General features: G+C 41.7%; 26 protein-coding genes, 1 tRNA gene and 1 other RNA gene. All 28 read left to right on the plus strand.

Annotated elements, in window-relative coordinates; all coding sequences use genetic code 11:
* Window positions 1–7: 7 nt before the first annotated feature.
* Window positions 8–1,867 (plus strand): YfjI family protein, encoded by a 1,860-nt coding sequence (locus DCC39_RS07480; protein WP_116554275.1) that lies wholly within the window; start codon window positions 8–10, stop codon window positions 1,865–1,867.
* Window positions 1,868–1,918: 51 nt separating this feature from the next.
* A complete protein-coding gene (locus tag DCC39_RS07485; RefSeq protein WP_133243475.1) occupies window positions 1,919–2,284 on the plus strand; it encodes a pathogenicity island protein in 366 nt (121 codons plus the stop codon).
* Between the two features lie 38 nt (window positions 2,285–2,322).
* Window positions 2,323–2,823, plus strand: coding sequence for an ERCC4 domain-containing protein (locus tag DCC39_RS07490; RefSeq protein WP_116554277.1), 501 nt, complete (start codon window positions 2,323–2,325; stop codon window positions 2,821–2,823).
* Window positions 2,824–2,836: 13 nt separating this feature from the next.
* Entirely contained in the window at window positions 2,837–3,016 is a 180-nt protein-coding gene (locus DCC39_RS07495) for a hypothetical protein (protein WP_116554278.1), read from the plus strand.
* A 14-nt stretch (window positions 3,017–3,030) separates the two neighbouring features.
* Window positions 3,031–3,381, plus strand: coding sequence for a hypothetical protein (locus tag DCC39_RS07500; RefSeq protein ID WP_116554279.1), 351 nt, complete (start codon window positions 3,031–3,033; stop codon window positions 3,379–3,381).
* Window positions 3,374–3,577: a hypothetical protein gene (locus tag DCC39_RS07505; protein ID WP_116554280.1), complete on the plus strand. Its 204-nt coding sequence runs from the start codon at window positions 3,374–3,376 to the stop codon at window positions 3,575–3,577. Before DCC39_RS07500 ends, DCC39_RS07505 begins: the two co-directional genes overlap by 8 nt.
* A gap of 104 nt (window positions 3,578–3,681) precedes the next feature.
* Window positions 3,682–3,873, plus strand: coding sequence for a hypothetical protein (locus tag DCC39_RS07510; RefSeq protein ID WP_116554281.1), 192 nt, complete (start codon window positions 3,682–3,684; stop codon window positions 3,871–3,873).
* Window positions 3,870–4,265, plus strand: a complete 396-nt coding sequence (locus DCC39_RS07515; protein ID WP_116554282.1) for a hypothetical protein — start codon at window positions 3,870–3,872, stop codon at window positions 4,263–4,265. Before DCC39_RS07510 ends, DCC39_RS07515 begins: the two co-directional genes overlap by 4 nt.
* 214 nt (window positions 4,266–4,479) lie before the next feature.
* On the plus strand, window positions 4,480–5,076 hold the full coding sequence (locus tag DCC39_RS07520; protein ID WP_116554283.1) for a hypothetical protein: 597 nt from the start codon (window positions 4,480–4,482) through the stop codon (window positions 5,074–5,076).
* 391 nt (window positions 5,077–5,467) lie between these two features.
* Window positions 5,468–5,764 carry a hypothetical protein gene (locus DCC39_RS07525; protein ID WP_338066544.1) on the plus strand — a complete coding sequence of 99 codons (297 nt, stop codon included), beginning with the start codon at window positions 5,468–5,470 and terminating at the stop codon, window positions 5,762–5,764.
* Between the two features lie 77 nt (window positions 5,765–5,841).
* Window positions 5,842–6,738 carry a glycine betaine ABC transporter substrate-binding protein gene (locus DCC39_RS07530; protein ID WP_116554285.1) on the plus strand — a complete coding sequence of 299 codons (897 nt, stop codon included), beginning with the start codon at window positions 5,842–5,844 and terminating at the stop codon, window positions 6,736–6,738.
* A gap of 126 nt (window positions 6,739–6,864) precedes the next feature.
* On the plus strand, window positions 6,865–8,151 hold the full coding sequence (locus tag DCC39_RS07535) for a glycoside hydrolase family 18 protein (protein ID WP_116554286.1): 1,287 nt from the start codon (window positions 6,865–6,867) through the stop codon (window positions 8,149–8,151).
* 144 nt (window positions 8,152–8,295) lie between these two features.
* Window positions 8,296–8,790: a tRNA adenosine(34) deaminase TadA gene (gene tadA / locus DCC39_RS07540; RefSeq protein WP_116554343.1), complete on the plus strand. Its 495-nt coding sequence runs from the start codon at window positions 8,296–8,298 to the stop codon at window positions 8,788–8,790.
* 59 nt (window positions 8,791–8,849) lie between these two features.
* A tRNA-Ser gene (locus DCC39_RS07545) sits at window positions 8,850–8,942 on the plus strand.
* A 29-nt stretch (window positions 8,943–8,971) separates the two neighbouring features.
* Window positions 8,972–9,237: signal recognition particle sRNA large type (gene ffs / locus DCC39_RS07550), an RNA gene on the plus strand.
* A 144-nt stretch (window positions 9,238–9,381) separates the two neighbouring features.
* On the plus strand, window positions 9,382–11,088 hold the full coding sequence (gene dnaX, locus DCC39_RS07555) for a DNA polymerase III subunit gamma/tau (protein WP_116554287.1): 1,707 nt from the start codon (window positions 9,382–9,384) through the stop codon (window positions 11,086–11,088).
* 8 nt (window positions 11,089–11,096) lie between these two features.
* The gene (locus DCC39_RS07560; protein ID WP_407071843.1) at window positions 11,097–11,420 is read left to right on the plus strand and encodes a YbaB/EbfC family nucleoid-associated protein; all 324 of its coding nucleotides are present in this window, start codon (window positions 11,097–11,099) and stop codon (window positions 11,418–11,420) included.
* Between the two features lie 44 nt (window positions 11,421–11,464).
* Complete coding sequence (gene recR / locus DCC39_RS07565) at window positions 11,465–12,061, plus strand: recombination mediator RecR (protein WP_116554289.1); 597 nt, start codon at window positions 11,465–11,467, stop codon at window positions 12,059–12,061.
* Window positions 12,062–12,077: 16 nt separating this feature from the next.
* A complete protein-coding gene (locus DCC39_RS07570) occupies window positions 12,078–12,290 on the plus strand; it encodes a YaaL family protein (RefSeq protein WP_116554290.1) in 213 nt (70 codons plus the stop codon).
* 84 nt (window positions 12,291–12,374) lie between these two features.
* Window positions 12,375–12,629 (plus strand): pro-sigmaK processing inhibitor BofA family protein, encoded by a 255-nt coding sequence (locus DCC39_RS07575; RefSeq protein ID WP_338066545.1) that lies wholly within the window; start codon window positions 12,375–12,377, stop codon window positions 12,627–12,629.
* Between the two features lie 220 nt (window positions 12,630–12,849).
* Window positions 12,850–13,059, plus strand: coding sequence for a sigma factor G inhibitor Gin (locus DCC39_RS07580; protein ID WP_116554292.1), 210 nt, complete (start codon window positions 12,850–12,852; stop codon window positions 13,057–13,059).
* Window positions 13,060–13,170: 111 nt separating this feature from the next.
* Complete coding sequence (locus DCC39_RS07585; protein ID WP_116554293.1) at window positions 13,171–14,604, plus strand: aminotransferase class I/II-fold pyridoxal phosphate-dependent enzyme; 1,434 nt, start codon at window positions 13,171–13,173, stop codon at window positions 14,602–14,604.
* A 73-nt stretch (window positions 14,605–14,677) separates the two neighbouring features.
* On the plus strand, window positions 14,678–15,304 hold the full coding sequence (gene tmk / locus DCC39_RS07590) for a dTMP kinase (RefSeq protein WP_116554294.1): 627 nt from the start codon (window positions 14,678–14,680) through the stop codon (window positions 15,302–15,304).
* Between the two features lie 28 nt (window positions 15,305–15,332).
* On the plus strand, window positions 15,333–15,662 hold the full coding sequence (locus tag DCC39_RS07595) for a cyclic-di-AMP receptor (protein WP_116554295.1): 330 nt from the start codon (window positions 15,333–15,335) through the stop codon (window positions 15,660–15,662).
* Between the two features lie 15 nt (window positions 15,663–15,677).
* Entirely contained in the window at window positions 15,678–16,118 is a 441-nt protein-coding gene (locus DCC39_RS07600) for a YaaR family protein (RefSeq protein ID WP_116554296.1), read from the plus strand.
* A gap of 11 nt (window positions 16,119–16,129) precedes the next feature.
* On the plus strand, window positions 16,130–17,119 hold the full coding sequence (gene holB, locus DCC39_RS07605; RefSeq protein ID WP_116554297.1) for a DNA polymerase III subunit delta': 990 nt from the start codon (window positions 16,130–16,132) through the stop codon (window positions 17,117–17,119).
* A gap of 14 nt (window positions 17,120–17,133) precedes the next feature.
* On the plus strand, window positions 17,134–17,961 hold the full coding sequence (locus tag DCC39_RS07610; RefSeq protein ID WP_116554344.1) for a PSP1 domain-containing protein: 828 nt from the start codon (window positions 17,134–17,136) through the stop codon (window positions 17,959–17,961).
* Window positions 17,962–18,147: 186 nt separating this feature from the next.
* A complete protein-coding gene (gene yabA, locus DCC39_RS07615) occupies window positions 18,148–18,498 on the plus strand; it encodes a DNA replication initiation control protein YabA (RefSeq protein ID WP_116554298.1) in 351 nt (116 codons plus the stop codon).
* The last annotated feature ends 23 nt before the right edge of the window (window positions 18,499–18,521 follow it).

An 18,521-nucleotide genomic window follows, 5' to 3' on the forward strand; every position in this document is an offset into this window, starting at 1 on the left:
ACCATACATGAATCAATCAAACGCTGAATTATTGTCAAAGCATTTTTCAAAGGAAGAGATTCAAAAGACATTGGGCGTACATATAGATACTCCCGGTGTAGCCACTCAGCAAAAGAAGCTAAACAACAGCGCTGAAACAGAATGGGAGCCGCCTATCCCTTTTGATGAAAAATCACTGCCTCCTTTCCCCTCTTCCATATTCCCCAATTGGTTAAGGGCTTATGTGGAAGGTGTGGCAGAATCAACACAAACGCCAATAGATGCGGCAGCCATAGGGGCTATTGCAATTTTATCAACCGCTCTTACAAAAAAGTTTTATGTGAGCATTACGCCGGAATGGAAAGAATCATTAAATACTTACACTATTTTAGCATTACCCCCAGGCAATCGAAAAAGTTCTGTTTTCAAGGCATTACAGGAACCTATTACCGCTTATGAAAAAGAAGAGCGGGAGCGGATGGAACCCCTTGTATCGGAGCAAAGAGCCACATTGAAGGCGAAAAGAAAAAGAGTAGAACAATTGGAAAAGGACTATGCCAAAAATGGAGACAACGCCATATTAAGTGAAATTACCACTCTTAATGCAGAAATAGACAGTGAAGAAATTTTGACCATCCCCCGTTTCATTACCGGTGATGTAACAGCGGAGAAATTGGGTGTATTGATGGCAGAAAACAATGAACGAATAGCGGTTTTATCGGCAGAGGGCGGCGGGGTTTTCAGCAACATGGCTGGCCGTTATTCCAGCGACGGCAGGGCGAATATTGAAATCTATTTAAACGGCCACACAGGAGACTATACCCCCATTGATCGGATAGGCAGGGAACCAATTCTTTTAAATGAACCATGCTTGACTATTGGCCTGTTTGTACAGCCAGAGGTTGTCCGGGATGTCCCGCCTTCCTTTGATGAACGGGGGCTTATGCAGCGGTTTTTATATTCTTTCCCCCCTTCTATTGTGGGATACCGAAAAATTGACCCGGAATCTATACCGAATGAGATTAAGAACCAATACTTAACCAATATCAAAACAATGATGCAGCTACAAACAGGGGAACCCGTCAAATTGACGTTTAGCCAATCCGCTCATAAAGTTCAATTGGACTTAAGGCAGCATTTAGAATCCATGTTCAAAGATGGTGAGCGGCTAGCGGATATGAAGGAATGGGGTGGAAAACTGGCGGGGCAAATAATAAGGATAAGCGGGCTATTACATGTATCAGAACACATAGGCAGCCTATCCCCTGGAAACCCGGATATAAGCAAAATTCCAACTGAAATTGGCCGGGAATCATTATTAAGAGCCTGTCTTTTGCTTGATTACTTTATTGAACATGCAAAAGAAGCCTATGGAGTAATGGCCATAGATGAAACGGCCGAGGACGCAAAACATCTTTTAAAATACCTTGTTCAAAATGGGAAGCAAAAATATTCAAAGCAAGACGCCTGGCAAGGAACAAGAGGAAGATTCAAAACCGCTTCAAGGTACGATATGGCCATTAATGAACTAGAGCAAAGGAATTACATTAAAAAGATTGATCGTAACACAAAAGGAAGAGGCCGAAAAAGTTATGATTTATTATTAAACCCTATGCCTACAATTCCTAGTATTCCTAGAAATGGCCAAAGCGTTGATATATCAAGGATTACGAGCAATCAAGAAAAGGACCCTACTAATAACCTACATTCCCTAGAATTAAATAATGATAGCGAAAAAATCAATTCTAGGAATACTAGGATTAATAGGAAACAGCAAGAAACCTACTTTAAACCCAATGACAGCAAGGGTTCAACTAATTCTAGGAATAGTAGGGATGAATTTCTAGGATATGAAAATAAAAATGATGATGGAAGCGAGCTTATTTAAATGGAGATCGTGAAAATCATAGATGGAGTGAATCGGGCAGGGTGTGACCTATTGGCCGAGGATGAACATATCCGAATAACTGACAGCAAACACCTTCCCGCTTCCCTTAAAGAGAAGATAAGGGAAAATAAGGACGTAATATTGGAAGCCTTAAACAGGGACATAAAGGCCAAAAAAGCCGGCTTTATGATTGGACTTACTGGCAAAGTGTATACCCGCTCTTTAAGCAAAAATAGCATGGTCTATATCGAACAGATAGGCAGCCAGTGGGAGGCGTGGCGGGAAACTTACCAAAAAGGCAGGCACAGAGCCATAAGCGTAAAGGTGATATGCAGCGGGTCCACATTTGAGTACGTCCTGCTAAAGGCAAAGGGATATTTTGATTACATCGAGCGGAAGCGGAGGGAAAGAAAATAAACGCTTTACCGATTAGATACCACTTTACAGACAAGGAAATGAAAGAGCTGCTTTCTTCCATCGTTATTTTGATAGATACCCGGGAGCAGCAGAACAAACACATTACCGATTACTTTAATCGTAAAGGCATATCCTACAAAACTAGAAAATTAGAATATGGCGACTATGCTGCCTATATTCCCGCTAACGAGGTTTTAAACATTCCAAGGCCTTTATACTTCCCGGCGGCTATTGAGCGGAAAAACAGCGTGGACGAGCTGGCAAGCACCATAAAAGAGCGGATCCGCTTTGAAAATGAATTAATCCGCTCCCAGCGTTCAAAATTCCTGTTACTGGTTGAAGAAGCGGACGGGTACCAAAATATCATTACCGGCCAATACAAAAGCCAATACAACGCAAAAGCCCTGCTTGCATCCTTAAAGGCGTTTGAAATGCGGTATGGCTTCCAAAGCGTCTTTATTTCCCCTAAAACAAGCGGGAATTATATATATCATCATTTCTATTACCTTATTAGGGAAACGCTGAAATCAGGCATTTGAAAGGGGTGAGATCATGTTCAATCTAACAGCAGCAGAGGAAGCAAGGGAGAAAGAAAAAATAAGGCGGCTTCATTATTTTTTAAGCAAGGTAAATGCAGCGGGAAAGCTCCCTCTATTTACTTCCAGGAGAAAAAACAGATGGCGGCGGTTAATGCAATACAAACAGGCAATGAACCAAAAATATTTTAGATGAAGGGGCAATGAAAAATGACAACAGCAAAAGCATGTAAAATGGAATACCTTTTGAAGTTTATTCAAGAAAAAGAAATGGACTTACCCAGCGGCACAATGGATGCTATATTACGGACCTTTCACACGGTAATTAATGGGGACTTACAAAAACTTTATGATGAATTAACATCAAACGGCAGAAACCTTTTTATAGACTTTCAAAAGGCATCCTATGGTATTACACTCCCGGAAAATCATGATATGGATGATATGTATATTAAAGGGTTCTTTGAAGGTATGCGGGGTTACTGGCTGTTTATTAGGATACTGGAAGCGGCTGGCTTATTAAATGAAAGTAACGTGGTAGAGGTTAAAGATCATGAATGAAGAAAGAATGAATCTTCTTATTGGCGAGATCGTGGCAATCAATGAGGAAATTGAGGAATTTTCAGCCGAGGGATTAAACGTGTCCGAATTGGTCACAGAGCGGAACAGGCTGATTGTAACGGTTGATAGGTATTTGATGGTACATACAGTGAAAGCCGCTCCTGGGGCAACAGGAACGGCACAGGCTTCACTGTAAACAGTGAAACACAACTAATATAAGGGTATCGCCTTTTTGCAATGTTAGCAAGAGGGCTGCCCTTTTTCTGTATCGGAAATGACATATTAGGGGGAGCGGATCCAATGCGGGAAAAACTGATTGAAATAAAGCTACAGGGCTATACAGTCTTTCTAACCCATGATGAAATACAGCAGCTATTGAAGAAAGATGCCGCTATTTGGAAAGAAGCGATTAAGCGGGGCAAATATATATTGAGAAGCAGAAAACAGCGTACACGGGAAAATGAGAAGTTTTCAGGGGAGCGGATAGAATGAAGGTGCGGAGCTTTAACCAATTTTTAAAGGACACAGAGGCCATATTCAAAATGGAAAATGACATCATAGCCGATAAGCTGAAACAGGGTGTGAACGGGCTGGAATGGCTTATCATGCAGGTTGTTATAGACGACGATCGCAAGGAATCATTAAGCAACTACGTCCGAATATTGGAAGTTACTCAAACGAATAAAGAACAGCTTTTTATTGATGCAGCATTTATGGACCATGAATCTTTTTATGAAAAGCATGAACTTAATTGGTGGATAGCCTTTGATGAAGCATTGACCTACTTTTCCATACTGAAAAAGTCGGATTATGAGCGGTATTTTGACATTATGCAGACTATAAACCTGCATTTTAAAGGTAAATTACCTACAAATGATGCATAAAAGGGTGCAAAAACGGGTGCAAATGCAACCTTTTTATAGCAACGTTGCAACCCTCTTTAAAGCCTTATGTATCAAGGGGTTAAGGGGTTTTCGTTGCAAAAACGTTGCATGGAATTCCCTTATCATTTAGGGATATTTACAAAACGGAACAAAGAAAGGTTGCAACGGCTGCATAAACATAGCGCAAAAAAATTTTCATTTGGAGGTGGTACAAATGGGTGGTTATGGTAGCGGCCTTTATGGAAGCGGTGCAGCAAAAGGGAAAACAGCAGTGGAACATTGCCGGAGTATTGATATTAGGAAATTACAGCGGGAAAATATGTTATTGGCGGGCGCCGCTCTTACCTTAACATGGAGCAATGAAAAAGGTGAGGAAACAGGCTCCATTAGCTTGATTGTCAAAAAAGATTATATCATCCTTGCATACAAGGTGAATGATGAACCAATAAGAACAAACGTTTATTTGGATTCCACTAAAACGGGCTATGGCCTTAGAAAGTGGTTTCTATGCCCTGCCTGTAATAAAAGAGCAGCCATTCTTTATTTAAAGGGAAAATATTTTGCATGCAGATCATGCCATGAATTGAATTACAGAAGCAGCCAACTTTCCGGGGACATGGGTTACTATCATGACCAATTAAGGAAGTTATGTAAGCGATTAGGGGCTGAATATGACCCTACTGCCTTTTACCCGCCGGATAAGCCCAAAGGCATGCACTGGAAAACATATGAAAAAATAGCGCAAAGGTATATGTATTGTGTGACACAGCGGGAACGTTTATGGCTGGAAGGTGCAAGGAGGCTTTTATAAATTGGGGACATAACATAAAATGAACCGCTCATAAACATTGTTATACCGGGTTTTACTTCGTTTATGAATTGGGGACATAATGGGGACAAATAGCCTAAAATGTCCCCAAAAATAACTGGATGAAAACAAAACCAACGCTGAAAAACCTTGATTTTACGCCATTTAACAAACTATAACTGTTATAGTCCAACTTCATAAAAGGGTTTCCTAAACCGTGCGTCGGGAGTTCGAATCTCTCCGGGGCCGTTTTAAAAAACTTTACAAAGATGTATATTGAGATGAGGCTATGCTTCATCTCATTATTTTTGAGCTTTAAAAAAGACAAAATAATTGAACAAACTTCACGATATGTTTTATGGGAAATCTAATTGATATATTGCTAGTATGGGAGGTGATCAGTTTGAAAACATCAACAATTTTAAAGTGGATTTCCGGGGGTCTTGAAGCCGTGCTTGGCATTCCTATATTAGGGGCGACGATTGTTCTAGGCTTTGCATGGGCACCCCTTGGCATTATGGCAATTTTACATATTGTTACGTTAATTTTTGCGATTAATGAAGGTGAAAATAGACACGGAAGCATTTTAGGCATTATTACTTCATTTGTTGCTTGGATCCCTTTTGTGGGAATGGTGATGCATATTGTAACTGCGATTGTTTTAATGATTGATGCGGCAAGAAGCAGTTAAGTTTTGGCGAATTTTGCCTTTACTGACTCACTCCTTTATAATGGTGTACTAGTTACAAATTTTTAGGAGGAGAGAAAATGCGGAAAAATATTTTGCTTGCCTTCCTATTTTTAGTTTCTATATTTCTTCTAGCAAGCTGTGGAGGGAATCAACAAGAAAACGATGCCGGTGGCGGGGGAAATGGAGAAACAAATAAAGAAAATAAAGGTAAAGTTAGCATTGGATTAAATAACTGGGCTGAAAATGTGGCTGTTTCAAATTTGTGGAAAGTGCTGCTTGAAGACAAGGGCTATGAGGTAGAGCTTAGTTCAATGGAAAAAGCGCCAGTATGGACAGGGATTGCGCAAGGTGATCTCGATATCGCCCCGGAAGTTTGGCTTCCCATCACGGATGAGCCGCTGTATGAAGAATACAAAGATGATATTGAACTAGGGGAAACGTGGTATGAAGGTACAGGATTAGGGCTGGCGGTACCTGAGTATATGGATATTGCCAGCATCGAAGAGCTGAATGATAAAAAAAGCGAATTCAAGCTTGAAAAAATTGTCGGCATTGATGCGGGTGCCAGTTTGATGGGATTGACAAGGAATGCGATTGACGAATACAGCTTGGATTATGATTTAATTGAAAGCTCGGAGACAGCGATGCTTAGTGAGCTTGATAAAGCGTATCAAAATAAAGAGCCAATCGTTGTAACAATGTGGAATCCACATTGGGCCTTTTCGGAATATAAAATAAAATATTTGGAAGATCCTAAGAAAGTTTATGGGGAAGCTGATGATATTTATTTTATGACGAGAAAAGGATTTAAGGATGATTTTCCTGAAGTTGTGGAATGGATGAACAATTGGAAAATGGATGATGATTCGCTTGGAGAGCTGATGGCAATCGGCCAGGAAAAAGAAGATCCAATTGCAGCTGCAAAAGAATGGATTAAAAAGAACCAAGATCTCGTAAACGAGTGGATGAAATAGAATAAGATGAGAAGGCTGTTCCATTCAATGAAAAAGTTAATCGTTGATGGATCAGCTTTTTTCGTAATGTTTTACGCTGTCTCACATACGATTTAATAAAATAAATCGTATGTAGGAGGACGTCAAATGCAAATTCATGTAGTACAGCCAGGGGATACGCTTTGGAGAATATCGCAGGCATATGGAGTGAATTTAAACGAACTTGTTTCCTCAAACGAAATCCCAAATCCCGATCGGCTAGTTGTTGGACAAACGATCGTTATTCCAATTTTGGGAAGCTACCACTGGGTTACACGCGGTGAAACGCTTTCTCAAATTAGCGAAAGGTACGGTGTTTCTCTGGAAGAGCTTGTCCGTATCAATCAAATTTCTAATCCGCAAAATATCCCGGTTGGCTTAAGGCTATATATTCCACAGAAAAGCCGTCCTGCCGTCGACGTCAGTGCCTATATCGATCCGAAAATAACGGGTGCGCAGTCAACGGAAGTTATTGATCAAGTTGCTGAACATTTAACATTTTTAACTGTCTTTCAGTATTCGATTAACCGTGACGGAACGCTGGATCCTGTACCTAATGACCAGCCGCTTATCAATGCAGCATATGCGCATCGCACGGTACCGCTTATGGTTGTTACAAATTTTGAAGAAGGTACGTTTACAACAGAGCTGGCGACCGCATTTTTTACGGATGAAAATCTGCAAGATCAAATTCTCGATGAGGCAATACGAATCATGATCGAAAAGGGTTATCTTGGCTTAGATTTTGATATTGAATATGTTGGTTCACAAAATCGGGAACGGTATAATCAATTTCTTCGAAAAGCACGTAGGCGTGTAAAAGAACATAATTTTTTTCTTTCAACAGCACTTGCCCCGAAGCTGAGTGGCGAGCAGCAAGGTGTGCTGTACGAAGGGCATGATTATCCTGCACACGGGAGGATTGTCGATTTTATTTTCTTTATGACATACGAGTGGGGATGGTCGGGAGGCCCGCCGATGGCCGTATCCCCGATTAATCAAGTGCGCGGTGTGCTCGAATATGCACTTTCTGTCGTACCAAGAAATAAAGTGATGATGGGAATTCCTTTGTATGGCTACGATTGGACACTGCCTTATGAGCCAGGGGGAAGAAGGGCACGTTCGATTAGTCCACAACAAGCGATTGAACTTGCTGCAAGGTACAATGCAGCCATTCAATACGATACAGAGTCGCAAGCGCCATTTTTCACTTATACGGATGAACAAAATCGACGCCATGAAGTATGGTTTGAGGATGCGAGAAGCATCCAGGCGAAATTTAATTTAGTGAAAGAGCTTGGCATTCGCGGCTTTTTCTATTGGGTGCTTGGTAGAAGTTTTCCTCAGAATTGGCTGCTTGTGCAGGACAATTTTGTTGTTCGAAAACGGGTATAAGACGGAATTCAAAGGCCGGGGCCGAGAATGAAGGAAAAAATGCAACCCCTTGACAAAGAAGCTGTTTGAAGCGTTGGGCAGCTTTTTTCTTATTGAAAAAAAGCGTATAATGGAATGCACAAAAGCGTGTGGGGTGGCTGAATGATCGATAAAAATAAAGATGGGTATTGGATGGGGCTGGCGATTGAACAAGCAAAAAAAGCGGAGAAGATTGGCGAAGTTCCGATTGGTGCGGTACTCGTTAAAGATGGTGAAGTCATAAGCGCTGGCTACAATTTGCGGGAGACTGAGCAGCGCGCCTCGTCTCATGCTGAAATGCTTGCGATTGACACCGCATGCCGCAAGCTCGGCACTTGGCGTTTGACAGACTGCACGTTGTACGTAACACTTGAGCCTTGTGTCATGTGTGCGGGTGCGATTGTGATGGCAAGAGTGGATCGTGTCGTTTTCGGTGCACACGATCCGAAAGGCGGCTGTGCAGGAAGCTTAATGAATTTACTGAATGAAGAAAGATTTAACCACTGCTCAGAGGTTGTTACTGGGGTAAGGGCAGAGGAATGCAGTACACTTCTGCGTGATTTTTTCCGCAAATTAAGAGAAGGCAAAAAGACGAAAAAAATGGAAGCAGAAGACAGATGAGATGAAATGTGCCAATTGAATTTTTTCTGTTTTTATGTTATATTTAATATTGTCCCTACGGAGGCGTACCCAAGTCCGGCTGAAGGGGACTGACTCGAAATCAGTTAGGGCGTTCACGCGCCGCGGGGGTTCGAATCCTCTCGCCTCCGCCAGTTACATTTTAATCCTGTTATCAAATTTGCCGTGCTAGGCGGGGAGGTAGCGGTGCCCTGTACTCGCAATCCGCTATAGCGAGGCTGAACTCCTTTCCGAGGTTTAGCCAGTTTAAGGCCTGACTTAAGTAAGTGGTGTGGACATTCGGGTCCTGCGCAACGGAAACTCATGAACCCTGTCAGGTCCGGAAGGAAGCAGCAGTAAGTGGGAACTTTCGTGTGCCGCAGGGTTGCCTGAATCGAGCTAACTGCTTGAGTAACGCTTAGGCTGGTTCTATCAATGGAAGGTGCACGGCAGCTTAATAATATAAAAGTAATTTCACTCACTCTTTTAAGGGTGGGTTTTTTATTTACCTTTTCTTATCATTTTTGCTTTTCTCTTTTGTAAAATATCGGTTAAAACAGTATAATAGGAAGGAATTGACGAGGGGGATTGGGAATGAGCTATCAAGCGCTTTACCGAGTTTGGCGGCCGAGGACGTTTAAAGATTTAATCGGGCAGGAACACGTGACAAAAACGTTGCAAAACGCGATTGTTTCCGGTAAATTTTCCCATGCATACCTCTTTACTGGACCGCGCGGAACAGGAAAAACAACAGCGGCAAAGATTGTTGCCAAAGCGGTAAACTGTGAAAAGGCTCCTGTCAGGGAACCTTGCAATGAATGTTCCACCTGCCGGAGTATCCTGGACGGTTCAAATTCAGACGTCATTGAAATTGATGCAGCTTCAAACAATGGGGTCGATGAAATTCGCGATCTTCGTGAAAAAGTAAAATATGCGCCTGCCCAATCGGTGAACAAAGTGTATATTATCGATGAGGTGCATATGCTTTCTACAGGTGCGTTCAATGCTTTGCTGAAAACGCTTGAAGAACCTCCTGGCCATGCCATTTTTATTTTGGCGACGACCGAACCCCATAAAGTTCCCCCAACGATTATTTCAAGATGCCAAAGGTTTGATTTTCGGCGCATTCCGAATAAAGCGATGGTTCGCCGCATGCAAACCATTATGGAGAGAGAAGGGCTTGATGCAGAGAACGACGCACTATCACTCGTTGCCCGCACTGCGGAAGGCGGAATGCGGGATGCGCTAAGCATTCTCGATCAAGTGATTTCGTATAGTGATGATAAGATTACCGTTCAAGACGTTTTGGCGGTAACCGGAACGGTATCTGAATCATTTTTGTCGCGCATCGCCAGTGCGTTTTTAAATAAAGACGCGGAGGGCGCACTCGAAGCAGTGGATGAACTGATCGAAAACGGGAAGGATCCGATGCGTTTTATCGAGGATCTCATCTATTATTTTCGTGACTTGCTTTTGTTTCAAACTGCTCCTGCTCTTGAAGAAATCCGTGAACGGGGAGAAAAGGATGAGAGCTTTCGGAATCTTGCCCAGCATTGTCCAAAACAATGGATTTATTCAGTCATCGATACATTAAATGCCAGCCAGCAAGAAATGAAATGGACCAATAGCAAGCGAATCTTTTTAGAGGTGGCTTTCGTTAAGCTTTGCCAGGAAGACAGCAGCGCTGAACAGAGCGAGATGTATACGAATCTGCTTGGCAAAATTGAACAGCTGGAATCAGAATTGAACCGTCTTAAACAACAGCAGCCGGTTGAATCTGGACAAATTCAAGAGGCCAATAAAGATAAGCCCGCAAAACAACAAGCTTCTTCCAGTTCAGGAAAGCAGCCGTTCGCTCCTGTAAAGGCGATGTTAAAAAAAGCATCAAAACAAGAGCTGAACAATTTGCGGCAAATGTGGGGAAACATCATGAATGAGATTCGCCAGGAAAAAGTTTCTGCCCACGCATGGTTGAAAGACAGCCAGCCGGTCGCCTGTTCAGACGATACCTTTCTTCTTTCTTTTCCTTATGAAATGCATTGCCAAATGGCAAGCAAAGACCAAATACGGACGACAGTAGAGCAATCGGTCCGTAAAATCCTTAATAAACCGTTGGCAATGCTCACCATTATAGACAGCGATTGGGAAAAAGTAAAAGAGTCTTTCGTTCAGAACCAGCAGGAAGAAAGTGAAGGAAAGAAGAACAGTAAACATGAGGAAGATCCGCTGATTGCCGAAGCGAAGCGGATTTTTGGCGAGGAAATTATAGAAATTAAAGAAACGGGAGGAATAAGTGAATGAAACGAGGCATGGGTAATATGGGTGGCAACATGGGTGGCATGATGAAACAAATGCAAAAAATGCAAAAAGAAATGATGAAAGCACAGGAAGAATTGAAAGAGCAAAAAATTGAAGGGACAGCTGGAGGCGGCGCGGTGACGGTCATCGTCAATGGCCATAAAGAGGTCCTTGACGTGCAAATTAAAGAAGAGGTCGTTGATCCTGAAGATATTGATATGCTGCAAGATTTAGTACTGGCTGCCACAAATGACGCCCTAAAGAAAGCTGATGAACTTGCAAACAAAAGCATGGGGAAATTTACACAAGGAATGAACATTCCAGGCCTATTTTGATGCAGTTGTAGGCTTTAGATTTTTAATGATTGGGAGAGTGTAATGTGCGATATCCTGAACCGATAGCCAAGTTGATTGACAGCTTTATGAAATTGCCGGGAATTGGGCCGAAAACTGCTGTCCGATTGGCATTTTTCGTATTAGAAATGAAAGAAGAAGACGTGTTTGAGTTCGGGAAAGCACTTGTTAATGCAAAGCGGGATTTGACAAATTGCTCCATTTGCCAAAATATAACGGATCGCGATCCTTGCTACATCTGTGATGACTCAAGCAGGGATCGCTCTGTCATTTGTGTCGTGCAAGATTCTAAAGATGTCATGGCAATGGAAAAGATGAAAGAATATAAAGGATTGTATCATGTTCTTCATGGCGCCATTTCTCCGATTGATGGCATCGGGCCTGAAGATATTAAAGTGCCTGAACTGCTTAAAAGGCTAAGTGATGACACGATCCAAGAGTTAATTTTAGCGACAGATCCAAACATTGAAGGGGAAGCAACCGCGATGTATATTGCAAGGCTTGTAAAACCGGTAGGAATAAAAACTACGCGAATTGCCCATGGTCTCCCTGTTGGTGGAGATTTGGAGTATGCAGACGAAGTCACACTCTCAAAGGCGCTTGAAGGGCGCCGTGAGCTATAGGCAGAGGGTGCAGACGATGCTATTTAAGAAAAAACTGCGGAAAACCTATGACGAACATCTCATTGAGACGCTTGAAAGAGTGAAAGAGGAATGGTTTACAAAAAGAGAACTTGTTCAGAAAAGCGTGGAACCTCCTTATGAACTTCTGTACGAATTAAAACTTGCTGAATCAAAATATCTATTTTTGTTAAAAGAAGCAAAGATACGCAAGATTTCAATGAAGCCGTAAGAGGGGCTTCTTTTTTTTAACTTTTTTCATATATATATGTACAGGCTGATGACGTTTATTTAAAGGAGGAAGAAGGTGGAATCCATGATTGTCATTTCATTGTTTGCCGGATTTATCATTTTACTATTATTGATGGGAGTTTCCATAAAACCTTTGCGGTTTCTTGGTCTAGGCATTGTAAAAATTATGATTGGTGCCCTGTTTTTATTTTTTCTAAATGTTGTCGGCGTCCAGTTAAATATTCATATCCCAATCAATATTGCAACGGCAGCGGTTTCCGGTTTTCTTGGCATTCCCGGAGTGGCTGCGCTTATAGCCATTGATCAGCTGTTATTATAAAAGTTAGGCTTATCGTTAGCACACACAGAGTTCTTTCTCTCACTAACTCGCTTTGCTCGCAGTCTCACTTCTAAAAAAAAACGCGACAGGGCGTTTTTCCTAAGACAGACACAAATAGCTAATCGCAAACATAAAGATAGTTATATGTATATTTTTCCTCCAGTTGGGAAAAATGGAGCCAAAAACAATTGATTCTCATCATTGTTTTGGAGGTGGAAAAATGGCGCGATTGGCTTACAAAAAATCACATCAAAATATTTGCTTCATTTGTGAAAAAGAGCAAGCATCAGGCATAACAATAAGCGATCAATTTATGTGTGAAGAATGTGAGAGAAATGTCGTTTCAACGGATACGAATGATGCCAAGTATCTGTTTTATTTACATCAGCTTGAAAAATTAAAGACTGCCCTTATCACAAACAAAGAATAGGCTTCAGGTGATTTAGGCCTGTTTTTTTGACTTTTTCTTCTGTAACAAACGTAGAGGAATATGGTAGAATAATAGGTAAACTTAACGAAGATATAAAGGAAAAACTGTTATATGGACCAAAATGAAACGCCGTTATTTGAGGCTTTGCTTGCTTGGAGAGACCAAAATCCGCTTTCATTTCACGTTCCGGGCCATAAAAATGGGAACCTTTTTCCAGAGAGGGCCAAAAAAGTTTACAAATCTCTTCTCTCCATTGATGCTACAGAATTGAACGGACTTGATGATCTTCACGAACCTGAAGCTGCAATTGGCAGAGCACAGCAATTAACAGCCAATCTGTATGGGTGTGAAGAAAGCTATTTTCTTGTCGGTGGTTCTACAGTTGGGAATCTCGCGATGATTCTCGCTTCATGTCATGAAGGGGAAACCGTTCTCGTACAGAGAAACAGCCACAAATCGATTATGAACGGTTTGGAACTTGCAAATGCCAATCCCGTTTTTTTATCACCTTTCGTTGACGGTGAAGCAAAGATAGCGGTAGGTGTTACAATAGATGTTGTAAAAAAGGCATGTTATGCGTATCCAGATGCGAAAGCGATCATTTTAACAAATCCAAACTATTACGGCATGTCAGTCGATTTACAAGAAATTATCCAATTCGCACACGCTAAAGGGTTGATCGTTCTCGTCGATGAGGCGCACGGGGCGCACCTAGGAATTCACCCGCTGTTTCCAACTTCAGCGCTAGCGCTTGGCGCCGATGTCGTTGTCCAATCTGCTCATAAAACGTTGCCGGCAATGACAATGGGCTCTTATCTACACGTCAACAAATGTTTTCCTAAACGAAAAGAACTAAAAAAATTTTTGGCAATGCTTCAGTCCAGCAGTCCATCTTATCCAATTATGGCTTCTCTTGATTTAGCACGTTATTATTTATCACAATTATCGGAAGAAGAAACAGAACATATCATAAAGGACATTCGTGATTTTCGAGAAAAACTTGGTAAGATACCAGGAATTCGATTGCTTAATGAATGCGGTCAATATAAGCAAGATCCTTTAAAGATCGTCATTCAAAGTGAGACGAATGTCAGCGGATTTCATTTACAAAAACGGCTGGAAGACAAAAGAGTGTACACGGAGCTGGCTGATGAATGGAATGTCCTGTTTGTGATGCCGTTTGCTCCTTTACAGGAAATTGAAAAAACAATCGGATTAATCAGTTGTGCATTGGAAGGAATCGAACAAGCATCCCGCTTAAAAAAGGCGGTGCCCATCATTCCCACACAGGCATTCAGTACACTAAAGATGGATTACAAAGCAATGGCTAAGGCTTTGCCCCAATGGACTGCTCAAAGAAAAGCAATCGGGAAAGTCGCCGCAGAAGCTGTGATTCCCTATCCTCCAGGAATACCTCTTCTTCTGAAGGGAGAGGAAATTAAGCAAGAGCATCTTATGGCAATTGAACGGCTAGCCGATGCTGGGGCCCGGTTTCACGGCGGAAGCTTATTAAATGATGGACAACTAAAAATATATACATTTTAAATGGGTGTTCAAAAAGGGGGCCTGAACTTTTTGAACGGCCTCTATAAGAGGTAAATGAAAAGGGGAATGGGCAGTGCAAGGAAATGGTCGGTTCATTACATTTGAGGGACCCGATGGAGCAGGAAAAACAACACAAATCAAAAAACTGGCAGCTTATTTGAAAGAAAAAGAAAAACCATTTCTCTTAACAAGGGAGCCAGGGGGCACGAGAATAAGCGATGCGATTCGTTCACTCATTTTACATCCTGGGCATACGGAAATGATGAAAGAAACGGAAGTGCTTCTCTATGCTGCTTCACGTGCACAGCACGTAAGGGAAAAGATTATTCCGGCGCTTGAAAAAGGGGTGATCGTCCTTTGTGATCGGTTTGTCGATGCTTCGATTGCTTATCAAGGGTATGGTTTAGAAATAGGCGTACAGAAAATACTTGAAATTAATGACTTTGCGACAGGCGGGCTTACGCCTGATCGAAGCTATTTATTAGATATTTCACCTGAACAGGCCCAAAAACGCCTGATTGCTCGCAGCGGTGAAACACTTGACCGCATTGAACAAAAGGGAATCGAATACCACAAACAAGTTCGCTACGGATTCTTGGAATTGTACAAGCAGCATCGTGACCGTATCTTATTGCTCGATGGCCACCAATCGGAAGAAGCTATTTTTTCTTTGATCAAAAAAGACTTTGAAAGCATTTAAAAATGTAAGTGCTTAAGGGAGGATTGCAATGAAACTTGTTATGGCGGTAATCCAGGATAAGGATAGTGTTAGGTTGTCACAGGCACTTATCAAAGAGAATTTCAGGGCAACAAAGCTGGCATCGACTGGAGGTTTCTTAAGGGCTGGCAACACGACGTTTTTAATTGGGACCGATGATACACAATTGGACCGTTTGCTTGAAATTATAAAAGATAACTGCAAATCAAGGGAGCAGCTTGTTGCACCAATGTCACCCCTTGGCGGAAGTGCAGATGCATATTCCCCTTACCCGGTAGAAGTTGAAGTGGGTGGAGCGACTGTGTTTGTTTTGCCAGTGGAAGCTTTTCACCAATTTTAGAAGGAGTAAGAACAAATGAAAATTGGCCAAGACATGCGCCCCCTTGTTGAAAAAACGAAGATAGAACAACGTCATGTAAAAGAAGGAAAAGAAGATTTTCAAGTACTGCTCAGGAAAGAAAATGAAAAAACCCATAAAGAAAGGCTTAAAAGGCTGTTATTCGACATTGAAAAGCAAGGGGAAAAACTCGCCCGTTCTCAAACGATTAAGGAGCTTCACCAATACAAGCAGCTCGTCGAACGTTTCGTAAAAGAAGCTGTTCATTTCGGGATGAATCTGAAGCATTCAAGCACGTTCAGCCATTCTGGAAAAATGGAATCGCACATACTCGTTGAAAAAATTGATGAGGAGCTTCTTAATTTAGCAACGATCGTTTTAGATAGAAACAAACAATCTATTGACTTAATGGGAAAAATTGGTGAAATTAAAGGGTTGCTCATTAACCTGTACACGTAAGAGGTTTTAACATGACAAGCTGGAAAGAATGGAAAAGAAAACAACCATATGCAGCGGCATTGCTTACAAACAGCATGAAAAAAAACCGCCTTTCACATGCTTATTTATTTGAAGGCAGTAAAGGAACCGGAAAAATGGGCATCGCAGTTACGCTTGCAAAAACACTGTTTTGCCCTTTTTTAGATGGCGTTGAACCTTGCAATGAATGCAGCGATTGCAAAAGGATCACATCAAAAAACCATCCTGACGTTCATTTTTTTTCGCCTGAAGGACATTCCATAAAAATCGAACAAATTCGTTTGCTGCGTAAAGAATTTTCATATCGGGGATCAGAGTCAAAACGTAAATTATACATTATAGAACATGCTGACCGTATGACACAAAGTGCCGCAAATAGCCTTCTTAAATTTTTAGAAGAACCAAATGAACACGAAACGGCGCTCTTACTTACTGAACAGATCCAACAACTTCTCCCTACAATTATCTCGCGCTGCCAGACAATCACATTTAACCCACTGCCAAGCGCCGAAATTCGCCGCATGCTTATTGAGGAATATAACATTCCAACATCAATTGCGTATCTCGCTTCAGCGATTACGAATGATTATGAGTCGGCTAAAGCACGATGTGAAGAAGAGTGGTTTGCACAAGCCCGAAAATTAGTGATACAATTGATGGAAGAAATCTTGGAAAGGCATTATCAGGTTCTTCTTACAATTCACGAGAAATGGATTCCACACTTCAAAGAGAGGGAACAATTGGAACTAGGGCTTCAGTTGCTTCTATTATGGCATCGGGATGTGTTGCAGTTGAAATTAGGTAAAGAAGACGAAATGGTATTTATTCAAGAAAGAGAGAAGCTTGAACAATTTCATTTTCGCTTTACGAAGCAGCAGGTCATCAAGCAGATGGAAGTTATCCTGGAAGCAAAAAAGCGCCTAAATGCCAATGTGAATCCTCAATTATTGATTGAACAAACTGTGCTTAAGCTACAGGAGTGATATAGATTGTGACTTTGTATGATATTGTCGGCGTCCGCTTTAAAAAGGCGGGTAAAGTATATTATTTTGACCCGAATGGACTAGATATTCCGAAAAATGAATTTGTTATTGTCGAAACGGCTAGAGGCGTCGAATTAGGAAAAGCTGTCATCGAAAAGCGGCAAGTAGAGGAAAATGATATCGTCCTTCCGCTAAAACGAGTCATCCGTATAGCTACATCTGAAGACAAAGATATGGTGAAAGAAAATAGCCAGCAAGCGAAAGAAGCCCTAAGTCTGTGTGAAAAAAAGGTCGTTGAGCACGATCTCCCGATGAAGCTCGTTGATGCGGAGTATACGTTTGATCGTAATAAAATCGTATTTTACTTTACGGCTGACGGCAGGGTGGATTTCCGTGAATTGGTTAAGGATTTAGCGGCTATTTTTCGGACAAGGATAGAACTTCGCCAAATTGGTGTACGGGATGAAGCGAAAATGCTTGGAGGCATCGGCCCATGTGGGCGCATGCTTTGCTGTTCAACGTTTTTGGGGGATTTCGAACCTGTTTCGATCAAAATGGCAAAGGATCAAAAGCTTTCACTTAATCCAACGAAAATTTCCGGCTTATGCGGCAGGCTAATGTGCTGTTTAAAATATGAAAACGATCAATACGAAGAGGCAAAGCTGGAAATGCCGGATGTTGGCCATGTTGTCGAAACTCCGAACGGAAAAGGGAAAGTGGTCGGCTTAAACATTCTTGAAAGACTCATCCTAGTCGAATTGGAAGAAGTGCAGCGTGTAACAGAATTTACGCTAGAAGAACTCGTTCAAGAAGAGATTGTTTCATTGCAAACAAGAGATTGACAAAGCTTAAAACACGAGAAGGCGTATTCTCTTCTAACGACATGCTAATGATTTTTGCTGCTCACGCAATCAAGCGGTATTTATCGGCAAATGAGCATCCGTTATATTTTCCCGCTTAGACTTCCCCATTTCTCTAAAACTGGGCCCTATGGACGGTTGCACCGTGATAAAAGAGGTGGATGGTTAGTGGAGAAACAAGAAATCTTTTCGCAAGTGAATTCAATGGAAGAGCAAATTGACAGCTTGTATCGCCAGCTTGGAGAATTGAAGGAACAGTTTGCGTTCCTTATGGAAGAAAATCACCGTCTTGAAGTTGAAAACCATCACTTGCGTGAACGATTAAACGATTTTGGTGAAGAAGGTTTATCTGAAACAGAAAAGAAGGAAGACGAGAAACAACAACCGAAATTTGGTGAAGGCTACGACAACCTTGCAAGGCTTTATCAGGAAGGCTTCCATATTTGCAATGTGCATTATGGAAGCATCCGCCAAGAAGGAGACTGCCTGTTTTGCCTTTCCTTTTTAAATAAAAAATAATGTGATCTTTCCTTGAAGAAAAC

This window comes from Pueribacillus theae (genome assembly GCF_003097615.1).
GTDB lineage: Bacteria > Bacillota > Bacilli > Bacillales > UBA6769 > Pueribacillus > Pueribacillus theae.

What these genes read in the sequence shown, in the direction of transcription:
- holB (WP_116554297.1), top strand. Translation starts at nt 16,130, where the DNA reads ATGACAAGCTGGAAAGAATGGAAAAGAAAACAACCATATGCAGCGGCA.
- DCC39_RS07480 (WP_116554275.1), top strand. Translation starts at nt 8, where the DNA reads ATGAATCAATCAAACGCTGAATTATTGTCAAAGCATTTTTCAAAGGAA.
- DCC39_RS07490 (WP_116554277.1), top strand. Translation starts at nt 2,323, where the DNA reads ATGAAAGAGCTGCTTTCTTCCATCGTTATTTTGATAGATACCCGGGAG.
- DCC39_RS07495 (WP_116554278.1), top strand. Translation starts at nt 2,837, where the DNA reads ATGTTCAATCTAACAGCAGCAGAGGAAGCAAGGGAGAAAGAAAAAATA.
- DCC39_RS07505 (WP_116554280.1), top strand. Translation starts at nt 3,374, where the DNA reads ATGAATGAAGAAAGAATGAATCTTCTTATTGGCGAGATCGTGGCAATC.
- DCC39_RS07560 (WP_407071843.1), top strand. Translation starts at nt 11,097, where the DNA reads ATGGGTAATATGGGTGGCAACATGGGTGGCATGATGAAACAAATGCAA.
- DCC39_RS07570 (WP_116554290.1), top strand. Translation starts at nt 12,078, where the DNA reads ATGCTATTTAAGAAAAAACTGCGGAAAACCTATGACGAACATCTCATT.
- DCC39_RS07510 (WP_116554281.1), top strand. Translation starts at nt 3,682, where the DNA reads ATGCGGGAAAAACTGATTGAAATAAAGCTACAGGGCTATACAGTCTTT.
- DCC39_RS07575 (WP_338066545.1), top strand. Translation starts at nt 12,375, where the DNA reads ATGATTGTCATTTCATTGTTTGCCGGATTTATCATTTTACTATTATTG.
- DCC39_RS07520 (WP_116554283.1), top strand. Translation starts at nt 4,480, where the DNA reads ATGGGTGGTTATGGTAGCGGCCTTTATGGAAGCGGTGCAGCAAAAGGG.
- dnaX (WP_116554287.1), top strand. Translation starts at nt 9,382, where the DNA reads ATGAGCTATCAAGCGCTTTACCGAGTTTGGCGGCCGAGGACGTTTAAA.
- DCC39_RS07585 (WP_116554293.1), top strand. Translation starts at nt 13,171, where the DNA reads ATGGACCAAAATGAAACGCCGTTATTTGAGGCTTTGCTTGCTTGGAGA.
- DCC39_RS07530 (WP_116554285.1), top strand. Translation starts at nt 5,842, where the DNA reads ATGCGGAAAAATATTTTGCTTGCCTTCCTATTTTTAGTTTCTATATTT.
- DCC39_RS07535 (WP_116554286.1), top strand. Translation starts at nt 6,865, where the DNA reads ATGCAAATTCATGTAGTACAGCCAGGGGATACGCTTTGGAGAATATCG.
- DCC39_RS07600 (WP_116554296.1), top strand. Translation starts at nt 15,678, where the DNA reads ATGAAAATTGGCCAAGACATGCGCCCCCTTGTTGAAAAAACGAAGATA.
- DCC39_RS07515 (WP_116554282.1), top strand. Translation starts at nt 3,870, where the DNA reads ATGAAGGTGCGGAGCTTTAACCAATTTTTAAAGGACACAGAGGCCATA.
- DCC39_RS07500 (WP_116554279.1), top strand. Translation starts at nt 3,031, where the DNA reads ATGACAACAGCAAAAGCATGTAAAATGGAATACCTTTTGAAGTTTATT.
- DCC39_RS07580 (WP_116554292.1), top strand. Translation starts at nt 12,850, where the DNA reads ATGGCGCGATTGGCTTACAAAAAATCACATCAAAATATTTGCTTCATT.
- DCC39_RS07595 (WP_116554295.1), top strand. Translation starts at nt 15,333, where the DNA reads ATGAAACTTGTTATGGCGGTAATCCAGGATAAGGATAGTGTTAGGTTG.